Here is a 16,029-nt window from a genome sequence, read left to right on the forward strand (position 1 = left end):
GTGACCGACCTTCCCGCCGACCCGGTGGCAGACCGGGCGATCGACGCCCGCGAACGGATGAAGCAGGCCGCCCAGCGCGCCCACCGCAACCGGTCGGTGCGCGCGTCCGCCCGGCTCGGCCTGCTCGCCAACGGCCTGGTGCACGCCCTGATCGGCGGAATCGGGCTGCGGATCGCGAACGGGGAGTCCGGCGAGGCCGACCAGCTCGGCGCGCTCAGCGCCATCGCCGGCGGCCCCGGCGGCGCGGCCGTGCTGTGGTTGTCGACGGTCTCACTCTGGGGCCTGGCGCTCTGGCAGGGCACCAACGCCGCGTTCAGCGTGGCGCCGAACCGGCGCATCCTGGTTTTCCGTCGCTCGCTCAACGTGGGCAAGGCCCTCGGCTTTGCGCTGCTGGGCACCGTCACGTTCGCCGTGGTGCTCGGTGCCCGCTCCGGCGGGCCGGAGGTCGTGCGCGAGGCCGATGCCGCGATCGTGGAGAGCCCGGTGGGCCTGTTCCTGCTGCTGGCCGTGGGCACCACCGTGGCGATCATCGGCGGCGGCCTGGTCTGGCGCGGCGTGCGCCGCAATTTCCGGGAGGAGCTGCGTTACCTCTGGGGTCCCACCAAGGTGATCGTGCTCACCCTCGGCGTCTTCGGGCACACCATGAAGGGCGTCGCATTCCTGGTCACCGGCGGGCTGCTGATCGCCGCCGCCGTGTTCGCCGACTCCCGCTGGGTGGGCGGCCTCGACGCCGGGCTGCGCTACCTGCTCACCCTGCAATCCGGGCCGGTACTGCTCAATGTCGTGGCCGCGGGCCTGATCGCTTTCGGCCTCTACCTGATGGCCAGGGCGGCCTTCCTCCGGCACTGAGCCGGCACTGCGCCCGCACTGCGCCGGGCCGGCGGCCGCTCAGGCTGGGAGTTGGATGCGCGCCCTTCAATCTGCTTCAATTTCGAAGTACTCTGATCGCATGAACATTCGCGAGATCCCGCTCACCGCCGCCGACGGCTCCACCACATCGCTGGCCGAGTACGCCGACAAGGTGGTGCTGGTCGTCAACGTCGCCTCCCGCTGTGGACTCACCCCGCAGTACGAGACCCTCGAGCAGCTGCAGCGCACCTACGCCGACCAGGGCTTCACCGTGCTCGGCTTCCCGTGCAACCAGTTCGGCCTCGGCGAGACCGGCAGCGCCGAGAAGATCGAGGCGTTCTGCTCCACCACCTACGGGGTCACCTTCCCGCTGATGGAGAAGACGAAGGTGAACGGTGGCTCCCGGCATCCGCTCTACGCCGAACTCACCCAGACGCCGGATGGCGCGGGCAAGGCCGGCAAGGTGAAGTGGAATTTCGAGAAGTTCGTGATCTCGCCGTCCGGTGAGGTACACAGGTTCCGTCCGACCACCCTGCCGGACTCCCCCGAGGTCATCGCCGCGATCGAGTCCGGCCTGGCCGAGCTGAAGCCCGCCGCCTAGGACGCCGGCACGCCGTACTCTCCCGCGCTGTGCACCTCGATGGCCACGTACGGTTCGTCGCCGAGCACCCTCGCGTTGTGCCCCGGCGGGATCACGTAGGAGTCTCCGGCGTTGATGGTGGCCGTAGTGCCGTCATCGAGCATGGTCTCGAGCGAGCCCGAGACACAGTAACCCACGTGCAGCAGCCGACAGGAGTCGGTGTTGACGACCGGCTTGATGTCGTCTGCCCAGGTCCAGCCCGGCTGCATCGTCATCCGCCCGATCGAGTACTCGCCCAAGTGGTTCAGTTCCAGCAGGGTCTTCTCGGGTGCGCGGCGTTCGTCCGGCTTGTTGTGCGACTTCACCTGCAGGGTGTGTGTGGTGGTGGACATGATGTCCTCCCAACTCCGGCGGGCCGTTCGACGGAGGTCGGGCACGCGGCCCGCTCGGTCGCGCCTGGCCTGTGACCGAGCCAGCGTAAACCCGGCGGATGCCGAACAGAAGGCCCCTCCGCTCCGCGCCCCGCCGTGCTCACTGCCCCGGCGTAATCTGCCGGTGACAAACACGGCACTGAGGCGAAATGCGCCGCTGTTCGACTACTCAGAGGCGATCGGCTCGGTCGACCGCCGCCCGGGAGGGCTCGCACTTCGCGCGATTCCCACCAGCGGCACCGAACGCAGACAGGAAGGCACCACAGTGTTTCACATGGGATGGTTCCTCGGTATGGGCTTCGGCTCCTACGGATGGAACAAGCAATGGTCCGGCAACGCAGGAAAGGACATCGCGAATCCCCAACTCTTCATCGACATGGCGACGTCCCTGGAGCGCGCTGGTTTCGACTACATGATGATGGAGGACTCCTCAGTCATCCCCGACACCTACCGCGGCACTCTCGACGAGTCGCTCCGGGCCGGCATCATCCGGATGGACCCGATGCCGCTCATCCCGCTGCTCGCCGAACGCACGTCCAAGCTCGGCATCATCGCCACCGCGGCGACGACGTTCTATCCCCCGTTCCTGGCGGCGCGCCTGTTCAACACCCTCGACCACCTCACCCACGGCCGGGTCGGGGTCAACCTCGTCACCGCCTCGCCCGACGCCGCCGCCCAGAACTACGGCTACGACAAGCACTTCGAGCATGACCAGCGTTACCTGATGGCCGATGAGTGGGTGCGCGCTGTCAAGTCCCTCTGGGACACCTGGGAGCCCGGCTCCCTGCTGCTCGATGAGGCCACGAACACCTTCGCCGACCCGAGCAAGGTGCACCACGCCAACTTCGAGGGCGAGTTTTACCGCACCCGCGGACCGCTGAACACGGTGCCTTCGCCGCAGGGACATCCGATCATCTGCCAGGCCGGCGGCTCTCCCGCCGGCATGGCCTTCGGCGCCAAGCACGCCGACACGATCCTCGCGTCGGTGGACGGCCCCGCGGCCATGCGCAAGTACCGCGAGGACGTGCACGCCCGGATGATCCTGGAGGGGCGCGACCCGTCCGAGGTGAAGATCATGTTCCTGGTCGACCCCATCCTGGCCGACACCGATGATGAGGCCGACGAGCGCCGTCGCCGCCGTGACGCCGTGGCCGTCGGTGCTGTCGACGCCGCCCTGATGCGGATGTCGTACATCTCCGGGCTGGACTGGTCGAAGTTCGACCTGGACGCCGAGATCCCCGACATCACCGGCCAGCACAACGGTCACCAGAGCGTCGTGGACGACTTCATCAAGGCTTCGAAGGGCAAGATCCTGCGGGATGCCCTGGCCGGTCAGCGCCGCGGCACCGAGTCCGTAGACATGTGGGGCTCCCCCGCCACTGTCGCGGCCAAGATGGACGAGGTCATGCAGGAAGCCGGCGGCGACGGGTTCCTCATCGCCCTGCCCGTCACCCGCAAGAACATCACCGAGGTCTGCGACGGACTCGCCCCCGAGCTGCGCAAGCGCGGCCTGATTCGGGACGGCTACGAGTTCGACACCTTCCGCGAGAACCTGTTCGCCTTCTAGTCCCTCGGACGGCTTCGGCCCCGCTGCCTTCGGGCAGCGGGGCCTTTATCGTTTCCGCGACCGGGTGCCGAGCCGTCACACAAACGTCTGCGAATTCGGAGACGAATTAGCTGATCCGGACATCCTTTGGAAAGATCACAAAACAGGGGGAAGCGTGAGAAGAGAATGCGAACAGGGGTCGTGACGGAAGTATCGTCCAGGCAAGAGACGGACGAGTATCTGCTGCAACAGAGCGTCGACGGCGACCGCAGAGCCTTCGGCACCCTCCATGACCGGCATAGCCGAGTCGTTTACGCCGTGGCCATTACGGCCACGCGGAATCCGGCCGATGCCGAGGAAGTCTCTTCAGACACGTTTTTCACGCTGTGGAAGAAGCGGGCCACGGTGAGGTTCATTGATGGGTCGGCCCTTCCGTGGCTGATCGCGACTGCCCGCTACCAAGCGATGAATCACCAACGGGCACGCTTCCGTGAGGCGTCGATCTCGCTCAACGACGACGTTGACACCCATTCCTCGGCCAGCGCAGAAACAATCGCCGCCGAACGCCAACTCACCGCGCGGCTCGAAGAAATCATCGCCAACCTCGGCCCCCTCGAGCAACGCATTGTTCACCTGTGTCTGGTCGACGGTCTCACCTACGAACAAGCCGCCCTCACACTCGGCATCACCCACGCCACAGTGCGAAATCGGCTCGCACGATCACGCACACGACTGCGCCACGAACTGCACCTGGAGGAAGGATCACCATGAACACACCGACCGAACTGCGCAGCAACCTCCTGCCAGATGACGAGGCTTTCACCAGGATGAAGCGGGACCTGTTCGAGCGAATCGACGCCGACGAACTTGCCCCACCCATCAGGCATGCTGCTCCGCTCACGTACACACACCACCCGGCGAAGAAGACGATACGGCGACGGTGGGCCGGCGCCATGGCGGTGGCAGCAGCAGCGATCACCGTCGCCCTGCTGGGGGCCAACCTTTTCAGCCCGAACGTCGCGCCCGCGACGGCTGCCGAGGTTCTTCGTTCAGCCGCCGCCGCAACCATCATCACGGCCGACCCTGTGGTCGGCCCGGGCCAGTACCTCATGACCCAAAGGACAGAAGGCGCCCTGGGACTCGGGGAGGACTTTGGTTACGTGGACAACCGACGTAGCGCGCTCTATATCCCTTACGACCGGTCCAGCACCTGGATTGAAGAAACCCAGTGGCTACCCGCTGGCGAGATCTTCGGCGACTCCACGAAGGCACAGGCAGAAATCGACAGCTTCGGGAGCACTCCCGGACATGGCGACGCAAAGTACTTTGAGGGCCCGGCCGGAATCTTCGCCGGGTACGACGAATCCCATCCGGAGCTGGCGTCCATGCCCACAGATCCCACCGAACTTCTGGACTTCGTCTACACCAACCCCGCCGGAGGAAACCCGCCGGACGAACAAGCCTTCCAAGACATCTGTGACCATCTTTCGACGGGTGTAGTGCCGGCGAAACTACGCGCCGCAATGTATGAGGCCCTTGCCGAAATACCAGGGGTGTACGTTGCGGAGGACCAAGCGACCCTCGACGGTCGCACCGGAGTAGCAATCGGCCGAAAACTGCACGCTGACTCGTACTCGTACCAACTCATCATCGACCCAGCCACAGGGCTGATCATCGGAACGAGAACAGTTCAACTTGCTGAGGGCGACTTCATACCGGCTGGCATTACTGGAACCGTGACCCTGGAAACCACGGTCGTTGATCAAGCCCCCACCGGGCCGTTCACCGTGCGGCCCCCGCAGGGATAGGGTCAGGCCGCGGCTGGGTCCTCGCGGAGGACCGGCGCCGTGGTTACGAGAGGGTCGTCAGCCATTCGTCGACGGCAGCGCGCGCGATCGACGGCTGCTCGTGGAAGAGGAAATGACCGGCGCCCTCGATGACGGTGAACGTGGCTGCCGGAAGTGCGGCGGCTATTTCTTCGGCGGCGTCGATGGGGATGAGGCGGTCCCCAGACCCATGGATGATCGCTGTCGGGCAGGGTATCGCCGGCAGCATCCAGCGGAGATCGTCCCGCTGCATGACCGCCCGCTGCTGCCGGAGAAAGGCCTCTGCGCCGACCGGCTCCGTCATGGCGCGCCACGTGCCCAGCAGACCCTGGTCGGACTCATGCTCCGCTGCCACGACGCCGGAGAAGGCGGCGTCGACGAGAGCACCAAAGTGCCCGTCTTCTACGAGCGCGGATTGGCGCTCCCTTGCCAGCATCTGCTCGGCGCTATCGGCTCGGGCGGACGTGCTCACGAGAGCAAGGCCGACGACACGATCGGGCGCCTGCCGCACCACCTCGAGGGCGACATAGCCACCCATGCTCGTCCCGAGAACAGCGATTTCGCCAACATTCTCTCGCAGAATCCGCTCGGCCATCGCTTGGATCGTGTCGTCGTGGCGGGTATCCGCCAACGTGACCTGACCGTGCGTCCAGGCCGTGTCGATCACGGGCGCGTAAGCGAGAGGCGAACAGAGCAGGGGCGGAATCAACACGATCTTCATGCCTCTAGTGTCGCCAGACCCCCTGACACCACCCGGGGACGGATCAGGCCGCTGCCGGGTCCTCGCGGACGACCGGCGCCGTGGCGGCGACCGACGCCGACGCGGGCAGCCGGCCGAAGAGGGCGTGGGACGCGGTGGCGAATGCCCACACTGTGACCATGATGGCCGCGGCCGGGAAGGCCGCCGCCCACCAGCGACCGCTCAGGGCGTCGTTGGTGCCGCCGGAGAGCATCGTTCCCCACTCCGGCGTCGGCGGCTGCAGGCCCACACCGACGAAGCCGAGCGACGCGGTCAGCAGAATGCTGGTGGCGAAGAGGTAGGCCATGTTCTCCAGCGCCGCCCAGATCGAGTTCGGCAGCACGTGCCGCAGGAGCAGGCGCGCCTCGCTCTGGCCTGACATCCGCGCGGCATCGAGGTAGGCCTCGCCCCGCACCCGCAGCACCTCCACGCGCACCAGGCGCATCTGCACGGGGGCGAGCACAAGCGCCATGGCCACAGTGAGCGACGGGATCGAGGCGCCGAAGAACGACACCACGACCAGGCCGATCAAGAGGCCGGGAACCGCCTGGATGAGGTCGAAGATACGCGTTCCGGAGCGGGCGGCCAGACCGGCCAGCCCCCGGGCGTGTTCGTTGCTGCCGAGCACGAGCCCGGCGGCGATACCGATCACCGTGCAGAGCAGTGCCGCCGCGATCGCGATCGTGAGGTCATAGCGGGTGCCCCAAATGACTCGGGAGAAGATGTCGAGCCCGGCGCTGTCGGTGCCGAAGAGGTGCGCGAACGACGGGGCCGCCGAGGCCGGGCCGGTGACGCGGTCGGGAGCGTACGGCGCGAAGAACGGCGCGACGATCGCCACCAGGACGATGATCCCCGCCGGGATGAGCGGGAGGATCCTGATCTTCCGCCTGGGCAACCGTCCGGCGGCCGCGCGACGTCCCCCGCGGGCAGGGCTGGTGCGGGCTGGGCTGGTGGTGGGAGTGCTCATGCGGCTTCTCCGGTTCCTCCCGGGCGGCGCCGGGGATCGATGAGCATGGTGACCAGGTCCACGAGGAGGTAGACGACCAGGGTGAGGCCGGCAATGACGAGGAGGAAGCCCTGCATGGCCGGGTAGTCGTTGGTCTGCACGGCCTTCACGGCGTACTGGCCGACGCCGGCGAAGCCGAACAGGGTCTCCAGCACGATGGCGCCGCCGACGAGGTAGCCGAACATCTGCCCGACCATGGTCACGACGGGAGGAGCCGCGCGCCGGTAGATGCTCTTGAGCACGGTACGACGGCTCGCACCGGTCGACAGCCTGAAGTGGGTGGCGGGGTCTTCGACGGCATCCTGCAGGCTCGAGACGAGGATGCGGATGACCACCGCCGACTGCGCCGCGGTGAGCACCAAGATGGGGATGAACAGGTGCGCCGCCATCGAGAGGGTGCCGGGCCAGTAGGCCTGGATGATGGTGTCGAGGAACGGGAACCCCGTGATCGTCACCTCCTGCGGCAGGTCGGTGGAGAGCCGGCCGAGCGGGGCGGGCGCCCAGTGCAGCACCGTGTAGAAGAGGAACAGCCCGGCGACCGCGAGCACGAACTCCGGCAGCGCGCCGGCGGCCCTGGCATAGGCGGTCACGATCTTCGCGACCCAGGTGCGCGGGTGGAATACGGCGATGTGACCGAACACGGCGGACACGATGACGGTCACGAGCAGACCCTGCACGGCGAGTTCGATGGTGCTGGGCAGAAGCTCGGCCAGTTCGGTCGCCACGCTGGCACCGGACTGGATTGAAACGCCGAGGTTGAGCTGGAACAGGTTGGCGAAGTAGTTGCCGAGCTGGTGCCACAACGAGCCGTCGAGCCCGAGGCTCTTCTGCATCAGGTCGTAGGCCTCCTGCGTGTAGTTCGGACCCAGCACCGAGATGATCGGGTCACCGGGCACGAGCCGCAGGATCACGAACGTGACGAGGGTGAACACGGCGAGGTGCAGCGGCAGGAGCGCGAGGCGGGTCATCCACCAGCGCTGGTGACGAAGTCGATCAAGCAATTCGGGCCTCCCCGGTCGAAGCTGCGTCGTTGTAACCGGCGAGGAGTTCGCGGGTATACGGGTGGGCGGGCGAACCGACCACGTCTCGGGTGAGGCCCTGCTCCACAAAACGGCCCTGGTACATGACCCGGAGTTCGTCGGAGACGAAGGCGGTGGCGGGCAGGCCGTGCGAGATGAAGACGATGCCGGCGCCACGCTCGCGCACGTACTGCTTGAGGAAGTTCAGGATGCTGCCCTGCACGGAGACGTCGAGAGCGGACACGACCTCGTCGCAGATCAGCATCGACGGCTCCACGATCAGGGCCCGGGCGATGGAGAAGCGCTGACGCTGACCACCCGACACGGATGCCGGCGGCCGGTTGGCCATCGCCGGGTCGAGGCCGAGCTTGAGCAGGGTCTCGTCCGTGCGCTGCCAGGCATCCGTCGCCGACAGGCCGAGCAGGTGCATCGCCGGGAACATGATCGACTCACGCAGCGAACGGCGCGGGTCGAACGACGACGTGGTGTCCTGGCCGATCATCTGCAGGTCACGCCTGAATTCGCTCAGCTTGGTCTTGGAGCGGCGGATGTCGGCGATCTCGTCGCCGTTCCAGGTGATCGAACCGGAGCTGGACGTCTCGAGTCCGCAGAGCATGCGGCCGAGGGTGGACTTACCCGACCCGGACTGACCGATCACTCCGACGGTCTGGCCGGGGGCGAAGCTGTCGTCGATGTTGTCTACGGCGGTGTGCGGGTGCCGGCTCGAACCGAACCGCTTCACCACACCGGTGAGAACCAGGCCCGCGCTCATGCGGCGACCTCGCCGGTTCCGGGAAGGAAGTCCTCGAGCGTGGGCAGCCGCTCGTCGTCGAGGTGCTCGAAGGTGGGGATGCAGGCGAGCAGGCCCCTGGCGTAGGGGTGCACTGCCGTCTGCGCGAAGGTGCGCGACTGACCGCCGTCGACTATGCGGCCCTTGTACATGACCACGATGCGGTCGGAGAACTCGGTGCACATGGCGATGTCATGGCTCACGATCAACAGCGCCGTGCCGAGCTCGCGGCCGAGTTCGGTCATGAGCTCCATCGAGAGCCTGGACAGCGACGCGTCGAGCGCGCTGGTGGGCTCGTCGGCGATGAGCAGGCGCGGGGCGGAGGCGAGGGCGATCGCGAGCATGACCCGCTGGCGCATCCCGCCGGAGAGTTCGTAGGGCCGCGCCCGGAGCACGCGGTCGTCGTCGGTGAGCCCGACGCGGTGCAGCCAGTCGCGGGCCTCGACGAGCGCGGCGCGCTTGGAAAGCTTGAAAGTGTCGCGGAGCACGGCGATCAGCTGGTCGCCGACAGTCCAGAGCGCGTCGAGCGAGGTGCTCGCGTCCTGGAACATCATGCTGATCCCGGGAACGTGCGCGGGGAGCACGGCGCCCGCCCCGCGCTCGACGGGTCGCCCGTCGAAGCAGAGCGCGGTCGCCTGCACGGATGTGGCGGGGTTGGTGATGAGGCCGGCGATGCCCCACGCCAGGGTGGACTTGCCCGACCCCGACTCACCCACGACAGCGACGGTCTCTCCAGGGGCGACGGTGAGCGAGACCCGGTCGACCGCGGGGGTCGTGGTGCCCTGGTAGCGGATCGACAGGTCTTGCACGTCGACCAGGGGCCCGGATGCACTCGGCATCTGTGTGATGGCCATGGCTGTCCTTTCGTGTCGTTGCGGGGTGAGTCGGGGTCGGGCTAGGTGGGTCAGGCTCAGTCGGCCAGGGCTAGTCGGCCAGGGTCATCGCCGACACGTCGACCGCGTGGTCGGTGCGCCAGGTCCAGCCGTCGAGGCTCGAGCTCACGGCCGAGTCCTCGGAGACCTGCCCGATGAAGATGTTCGGAACCTGCTCGGCGAGCCAGTAGCTCTCGGCGGCGTTCCAGGCCACGCCGGCCTCGTCGCTGAGCGGGTCAGCGAACGCGGAGCCGGCCGTGACGAGGTCCTGGAAGGTCTGGTCGGACCAGCGGGCGTAGTTGGACGAGGACCCGGGAGTGGTGAGCAGGCCGAGCATGTACGGCGGCGACAGGGTGACCGACTCGCTCTTGGAGAGCACCAGCTGGGTCTGGCCGGTGCTGGCCTTCTCCTGCAGCTGGGTGGCCGGGACCGAGTCGACGGTCACGTCGAACCCGGCGTCGGCGGCGGCGCTCTTGATGGCGACGGCGGAGTCGACCAGGGTCTTGTCCTCCGAGGCGACCGAGAGGGTCACCGGGATCAGGTCGGTGTAGCCGGCATCCTCGAGTGCGGCCGTGGCTGCGGCGGGGTCGTACTCCCAGTCGGGGAGTCCTTCGCCGTCGTGGCCGGGCGCATCCGCCGGGAGCATCGCGTTGTTCTTCTCGGCGCGGCCCTGGAAGACACCGTCGACGATCTGGTCGTAATCGATGGCGAGGGCGAAGGCCTTGCGCACCGCGAGGTCGTCGAACGGCGCCAGGGTGGTGTTCAGCGAGAGCATCAGGTAGCCGTTGCGCGACTTGGTCGGCACCAGCACGTTCTCATCCTCGGCGAGTTCCTTCTGGTCGCTCGGTGACAGGCCCAGCGCGATGTCGGCGTCGCCGGACTTGAGCGCCTGGGCGCGGTTTCCGGCGTCGGGGACGACCCGCTGGATGACCTTGGTGATCTCCGGCTCGCCGAGTGCGTAGTCCGGGTTCGCCACGAAGACCATCTCGCTGGCGGCGTCGACGCTCTCGACCCGGTACGGGCCGAAGCCGAAGTCGAATCGCCCGGAGGAGAACGCGGTCGCCCACAGGTCGTCGTCGGCCACGTTTTCCTGGAGGAAGGTCGCGTCATAGATGCTGCCGGATGCGCCGGCGAGGATCGACAGCACAGTGAAGCCGTAGGCGGCGTTCGTGAGGGTGAGCTGCACGGTGTTCTCGTCGATCGCGGTGAACTGGTCGGCGCTGGTGAGGCCGGGCTTGCCGATGTAGGGCAGGATGCTCGTGGTGGCGCCGAACTTGCGCTGGAACGACCAGACCACGTCATCGGCGGTGAGCTCGTTGCCGTGCTCGCTCATCACGCCGTCGCGCAGGTTGAAGGTGTACACCAGGCCGTCTTCGCTCACGTCGTAGCTCTCGGCGAGGAGGCCCTCGAAGTTGTACTGGTCCTGAACCTGGGTGCCGGCCTGGTCGCCGTCAACGTAGGCCTTGCGGATCAGTCCGGCGTTCAACATGTCGAACGTCGAGTAGTACGACGTCGTGATCGCGTAGCTGGTGTCGTAGCTCATCTGGGTCGACAGGGCGGGCACGACCTCGACGACGGTGCTGGAGCCCGACGTTTCGGTGGATGCGGCCGGGCCGAGGTTGGAGCATCCGCTGAGCGCGACGGCGGCAGCGGCGAACGCCGCCGTGAGGGTGATGGCCCTCCGGCTGCGGGAGGAACGGGATTTCGAAGACATGGCGGAACTCCAATTTCAAGGCGGGCGGAAGAGTCGTGTCGCAGGCACGATGAAGGAACACGATGAGGTGGGTTTTGCCGCGGCGGGGGGAGGTGTAGAGGTCCGGAATCCGACGGGGCTGCTGGTGTTTCATCAGCCTGAACGACGAGTGTTACCGAACCGCACCCTCAATGTTTCCGCGGGATTTCGCTTCCCCTGCGCGAGACAACTCACCGGTCAGTCGTCTTCGATGGCGACCCTGTCGCTGCGGAAATGGGTGAAGCTGAGCTCTCGCACCACGCCATCGACGTCTTCGAGGAGCAGCTCCCGCACCAGCATCGGCGTGCCCTCTGGCACGCGCATAGCCGTTGCCGTGCGCTTGTCGGGACGCACCGCCTCGATCGCGGTGAGGGACCGACCAGGGGGCCGGCCGTACCGGTCCTCGAAGCCCGCCACAGTGGGGGCGCCGTCCGCCGCCGCAAGCCGGCCCTCCACCCGGATCACTCCGGGCAGGTCGGTGCTGCGCCGATAGGTCACCCGAACGAACAACGGCTTGTCTTCGAGGAAACCGATCTGCTCGATCATCGCGACGGAGTCGTCCTCGATGTCCATCCGGGCTCGCACCAGCGGAGACGCCGGCACAATGGCGTGTTCCACGAGGGTCAGCACGATCCCCGGCAGGCGTGCCTCAGGGTGGTCGTCGACGGGAACCGAGACCACTGCGGTGGTCGAGACGGAGCGGGGTGCGGGCTGCCGGCGACCGTGGTCGACCGGGGCGACCGGCTCAGACTCCTCCGGGCGCACACTCGCGATGAGTTCGTGGTCGAGGCGGCCGATCCAGCGGTCCGGCATCCGCCTGGCGTCGGTGCTGCGCACGGGCCGCACATCGGCCAGCGTGGTGCGGTCGCCCCTGAAGTGGGTGAAGGTGTACTCCCGCACCGCGCCGCTGGCGTCCAGGGTGAACTGCTGGCGGCCGAGAACCGGGGCTCCCGGCTCGAGCTGCAGCAGCCTGGCGGTCTGATCGTCAGCATCCAACGCCTCGACCCGGTTGTGGGTGGCGCCGAAGGGCGCGTCGAAGAGGGTCACGAATTCGCGGGCGAAGTCCTCATCCCTGGCCGCCATATAGCGGTCGGAGGGCAACTTGCGCTCCGGGGTCGAGACACCGATCAGCGAGTGCAGGCGTTCGAAGAACGCTTCGGGCTCCACGTGCAGCGGAACCACCCCGGTGCGCTGGAAGACGGGATGGTCGCCGGCGAAGCCGAGCTGCACGAAAGTGAGCACGAAGTCGGCGTCGGTCCCAAGTAGCTTGCGGATGACGCGCGGGGTCGGGATGACGCCGTCCTGCAGCGACACCACCTCCAGGCCGTCGGCCGCTTGATCCGGCGTGGGCGAATAGTCGCGCGGCGGAATGTCCGGGATCGAGAACTGCACGAGGTGATTGGTGAGAATGGTGCCCCGTCGAGGCGCCCGGGAGATCAGGCCATCCTGCACCAGCATGGCGAGCGCAAGCCGCACGGAGTTTCGCGATGCGCCGAAATCCTGCGAGATCGTGAGCTCTTCAAGGTTGCTCGTTCGGGTGGCCAGGCCCGCCCGGATGACGCTGCGCAGCTGTTCGTAGGTGCGCCGGGTCGAGGTGTGCAGCGGCGTCTGGTTCAGGGTGCGATGCCGCTGGAACACGGATGCGCGCTGTTCGTTGTACGTGAAAGACATGTCCGCTCCAGATCCGTGCGGCCCCGGGGCGTCCGTTGCGGCTTGCGTGCGGATCGCTTGCCAGAGGCTTTGGTCCTCCCACGTTACGTCGTCCGATTGCCAAGATCACCCCCAAACGGGAAGCGTAATACGGGTGAAATCAGGCTGCCACTCGCAAGAAATGCGCCGCCCATCTACTGCTCGGTACAGAGCGCACCTTCACGGCGCTCTCGCTACGAGGATGGGAAGTGACGTCAATGTTCCACATGGGATGGTTTTTAGGCACCGGTTTCGGTGTCTACGGCTGGAACGGTCCGTGGACCGGCAATGTCACCAGCGATGTCGGCCGGCCGCAGCTTTTCATCGACATGGCGACGTCGCTCGAACGCGCCGGTTTCGACTACATGATGCTCGAGGACTCGTCTGTTCTGCCCGACAATCACCGTGGCACCTTCGAGGCGAGCGTGAAAAAGGGCGGCCACGTGCGGTTCGACCCGCTGCCGCTCATTCCGTACCTCACCAACGCCACCAAGCACATCGGTGTGATCGCCACGATCTCCACCACGTTCTACCACCCGTTCATGGCCGCGCGCCTGCTCTCCACCCTCGACACCGTCACCGGCGGCCGCGTCGGCATGAACCTGGTGACGTCCAGCAACGAGACCGCGATGCAGAACTACGGCATCAAGACCCTCATCCCGCACGACGAACGCTACGTGCGCGCCAACGAATGGGTGGACATTGTCAAGCAGCTCTGGGATTCCTGGGACGCCGACGCCATGGTGATGGACGAGGCCACGAACACCTTCGCCGACCACACCAAGGTGCGCCCGATCGACTTCGAGGGAAAGTTCTACCGCTCCCGCGGCCCCCTGAACACCGTGCCGGGGCCGCAGGGGCATCCCATCATCTGCCAGGCCGGCGGGTCCTCCTCCGGCCGTGACTTCGGGTCGCGCAACGCCGACACGATCATTGCCGCGGCGCGCGGTGCCGAAGAGATGAAGGAGTACCGCGACGACGTCAGCCGCCGCGCGATCGCTGAAGGTCGCGACCCGAAGAGCATCAAGGTGCTGTTCCTGATCAGCCCCGTGATCGGCGAGACCATGTCGGATGCCCAGGAGCGCGATGCCGCCGCCAAGCGCGGGTTCGCCGAGAACATTGACGCCCAGCTCGCCGGGTTCTCCTACATCACCGGCATCGACTGGTCGAAGTTCGACATCGATGCGCCGTTCCCCGATATGTCCGACAACCAGGGGCACCAGAGCACCATGGCCGACTTCGCCCGCTCGGGCGCCACCATCCGCGAAGCAGTGCTCAACCGGCGCACCCAGGAATCGGTGCGGCTCGTCGGCACGGCCGAGTCCGTGGCACAAGAGATGGACGAATACATGGAGTACGCCGGCGGCGACGGCTACCTCATCGCCATGCCGGTCACCAGACGCAACATCACGGAGATCGCCGACGGGCTCTCCCCGGCCCTGCGCCGCCGCGGCGCGATCCGGTCCAGCTACGACCACACCACGTTCCGCGACAACCTGCTCGCCTACTAACCTTCTCGCCAATAGGAGACCCACAATGTTCCATCTCGGTTGGTTCCTCACCTACAAGCCCCAAGCGTGGGACGACATCCACAGCGACCGCGGAAACCAGTTCCCCAACCCGCAACCGTACGTCGACTTCGCGCGGACCCTGGAACGCGCCGGGTTCGATTACCTCATGATCGAGGACGGCTCGTTCATCCCCGACGCCTACGGCTCGTCGATGGAGTACTCCCTCAAGACCTCGTTCGGCGCTCCCAAAATGGACCCGATGGCCCTGATCCCGATGCTCGCGGCCAACACCGAGCGCATCGGCCTCATCGGCACCATGACCACGTCGTTCTACCCGCCGTTCCTCGCCGCCCGGCTGATGAGCACCCTCGACCATCTCTCCCAGGGGCGGGTCGGGTTCAACCTGGTCACGGCGCACAACGACCGCACCGCGCAGAACTACGGGCTCGACAAGCACTACGACCACGACGAGCGCTACCGCATGGCAACGGAGTGGATGGACGTCGTGCGCGCGCTGCTGACCTCGTGGGACGAGGACGCGGTGATCGACGACGCCGCGAACGGCGTCTGGGCCGATCACACCAAGATCCACAAGATCAACCACGAGGGCGAGTTCTTCGCCTCCCGGGGCCCGCTCAACCTTCCGCCCGGACCGCAGCGGGTGCCCGTCATCTGCCAGGCCGGCGGCTCGCCGGTGGGCCGTGACTTCGCTGCATCCGTTGCCGACACCATCGTCGCGCCCAGCGGCACCATCGAGTCGATGAAGGCGTTCCGCGACGACGTCCTCGGCCGGGCCGCCGCGCTCGGACGCAACCCCGAGGACATCCGGGTGCTGTTCCTCACCGACTTCACCATCGGCGACACCGATGCCGACGCGCAGGAGCTGCTGCGCCGCAAGCACGAGACGGCGGCGGGCAACGTGCAGAAGCAGCTCGCCCGCATGTCGTTCTCCAGCGGCATCGACTTCTCCAAGTTCGAGCTGGATGCGCCGGTGCCGGCGATCGAGACCAACGCCGCCCGCACCAGCACCACGTCGTGGTTCGCCGGGCGCGAGCACCTGACCCTGCGGGAGATCGCCTCCCAGGTGCCACCGGGACTGGAGATCGTCGGCTCCCCCGCCACCGCGGCCGATCAGATGGAGGCCGTCATGGCCGAAGTCGGCGGAGACGGCTTCCTCGTCGGCAACGAGATCACGGCGCGGTCGATCTCCGACATCGTCGGCGACCTCGCCCCAGAGCTCCGCCGTAGTGGCCTGATGCGCTCGGAGTACACCGCGGACACCCTGCGCGGCAACCTGCGCGCGTTCTGATTACCTGCTCGAAAGCGGCCGTGTGGTCACCTCCCAGTCGGTGTGGTGACCACACGGCCGCTTTCGCGATCGTCCCGAAGTCGAGCAGAATGGAGGCTCCACGCCGGGGTGAGAACCTTGCCGCGGGACG

Annotated in this window: 14 protein-coding genes and 1 pseudogene; 7 read left to right on the forward strand and 8 right to left on the reverse strand. The window is 67.0% G+C overall.

The genetic code is table 11. The annotated features are described in order from the left end of the window. Both BJQ94_RS18060 and BJQ94_RS18065 read left to right on the forward strand, forming a co-directional pair. On the forward strand, positions 1–849 hold the full coding sequence (locus tag BJQ94_RS18060) for a DUF1206 domain-containing protein (protein ID WP_265399306.1): 849 nt from the start codon (positions 1–3) through the stop codon (positions 847–849). A gap of 100 nt (positions 850–949) precedes the next feature. Next, positions 950–1,450, forward strand: a complete 501-nt coding sequence (locus BJQ94_RS18065) for a glutathione peroxidase (protein WP_265399305.1) — start codon at positions 950–952, stop codon at positions 1,448–1,450. Here the strand turns inward: BJQ94_RS18065 and BJQ94_RS18070 are convergent. Then, positions 1,447–1,821: a cupin domain-containing protein gene (locus BJQ94_RS18070; protein WP_265399304.1), complete on the reverse strand. Its 375-nt coding sequence runs from the start codon at positions 1,819–1,821 to the stop codon at positions 1,447–1,449. The two genes, BJQ94_RS18065 and BJQ94_RS18070, sit on opposite strands and share 4 nt — an antisense overlap. Before the next feature lie 313 nt (positions 1,822–2,134). On the opposite strand from BJQ94_RS18070, the gene BJQ94_RS18075 reads away from it, so the two are divergent. From BJQ94_RS18075 to BJQ94_RS18085, 3 genes are all read left to right on the forward strand, one after another. Continuing rightward, complete coding sequence (locus BJQ94_RS18075; protein ID WP_265399303.1) at positions 2,135–3,427, forward strand: NtaA/DmoA family FMN-dependent monooxygenase; 1,293 nt, start codon at positions 2,135–2,137, stop codon at positions 3,425–3,427. A 180-nt stretch (positions 3,428–3,607) separates the two neighbouring features. Continuing rightward, positions 3,608–4,177 (forward strand): sigma-70 family RNA polymerase sigma factor, encoded by a 570-nt coding sequence (locus BJQ94_RS18080; RefSeq protein ID WP_265399302.1) that lies wholly within the window; start codon positions 3,608–3,610, stop codon positions 4,175–4,177. Beyond that, complete coding sequence (locus tag BJQ94_RS18085) at positions 4,174–5,214, forward strand: CU044_5270 family protein (protein WP_265399301.1); 1,041 nt, start codon at positions 4,174–4,176, stop codon at positions 5,212–5,214. The genes BJQ94_RS18080 and BJQ94_RS18085 overlap by 4 nt, the downstream gene beginning before the upstream one ends. Positions 5,215–5,257: 43 nt before the next feature. On the opposite strand, the pseudogene BJQ94_RS18090 reads toward BJQ94_RS18085, so the two are convergent. The 7 genes and pseudogenes from BJQ94_RS18090 to BJQ94_RS18120 all read right to left on the reverse strand — a co-directional run. After that, positions 5,258–6,055, reverse strand: a pseudogene (locus BJQ94_RS18090) (alpha/beta hydrolase); the annotation flags it as partial. Continuing rightward, on the reverse strand, positions 5,997–6,938 hold the full coding sequence (locus BJQ94_RS18095; protein WP_265399300.1) for an ABC transporter permease: 942 nt from the start codon (positions 6,936–6,938) through the stop codon (positions 5,997–5,999). The pseudogene BJQ94_RS18090 and the gene BJQ94_RS18095, both read right to left, overlap by 59 nt. Then, positions 6,935–7,945 carry an ABC transporter permease gene (locus BJQ94_RS18100; RefSeq protein WP_265399299.1) on the reverse strand — a complete coding sequence of 337 codons (1,011 nt, stop codon included), beginning with the start codon at positions 7,943–7,945 and terminating at the stop codon, positions 6,935–6,937. Before BJQ94_RS18100 ends, BJQ94_RS18095 begins: the two co-directional genes overlap by 4 nt. Positions 7,946–7,970: 25 nt before the next feature. Then, positions 7,971–8,768: an ATP-binding cassette domain-containing protein gene (locus BJQ94_RS18105; protein WP_265399298.1), complete on the reverse strand. Its 798-nt coding sequence runs from the start codon at positions 8,766–8,768 to the stop codon at positions 7,971–7,973. Next, the gene (locus BJQ94_RS18110; protein WP_265399297.1) at positions 8,765–9,640 is read right to left on the reverse strand and encodes an ABC transporter ATP-binding protein; all 876 of its coding nucleotides are present in this window, start codon (positions 9,638–9,640) and stop codon (positions 8,765–8,767) included. Before BJQ94_RS18110 ends, BJQ94_RS18105 begins: the two co-directional genes overlap by 4 nt. A 70-nt stretch (positions 9,641–9,710) precedes the next feature. Continuing rightward, entirely contained in the window at positions 9,711–11,372 is a 1,662-nt protein-coding gene (locus tag BJQ94_RS18115; protein ID WP_265399296.1) for an ABC transporter substrate-binding protein, read from the reverse strand. A gap of 216 nt (positions 11,373–11,588) precedes the next feature. Next, entirely contained in the window at positions 11,589–13,061 is a 1,473-nt protein-coding gene (locus BJQ94_RS18120; RefSeq protein ID WP_265399295.1) for a UTRA domain-containing protein, read from the reverse strand. A gap of 236 nt (positions 13,062–13,297) precedes the next feature. Here BJQ94_RS18120 and BJQ94_RS18125 point away from each other — a divergent pair, with 236 nt between their 5' ends. Both BJQ94_RS18125 and BJQ94_RS18130 read left to right on the forward strand, forming a co-directional pair. Then, positions 13,298–14,590: an NtaA/DmoA family FMN-dependent monooxygenase gene (locus tag BJQ94_RS18125; RefSeq protein ID WP_265399311.1), complete on the forward strand. Its 1,293-nt coding sequence runs from the start codon at positions 13,298–13,300 to the stop codon at positions 14,588–14,590. 25 nt (positions 14,591–14,615) lie between these two features. Further along, entirely contained in the window at positions 14,616–15,899 is a 1,284-nt protein-coding gene (locus BJQ94_RS18130) for an NtaA/DmoA family FMN-dependent monooxygenase (RefSeq protein WP_265399294.1), read from the forward strand. The last annotated feature ends 130 nt before the right edge of the window (positions 15,900–16,029 follow it).

Source organism: Cryobacterium sp. SO2, from assembly GCF_026151165.2.
Classification (GTDB): domain Bacteria; phylum Actinomycetota; class Actinomycetes; order Actinomycetales; family Microbacteriaceae; genus Cryobacterium.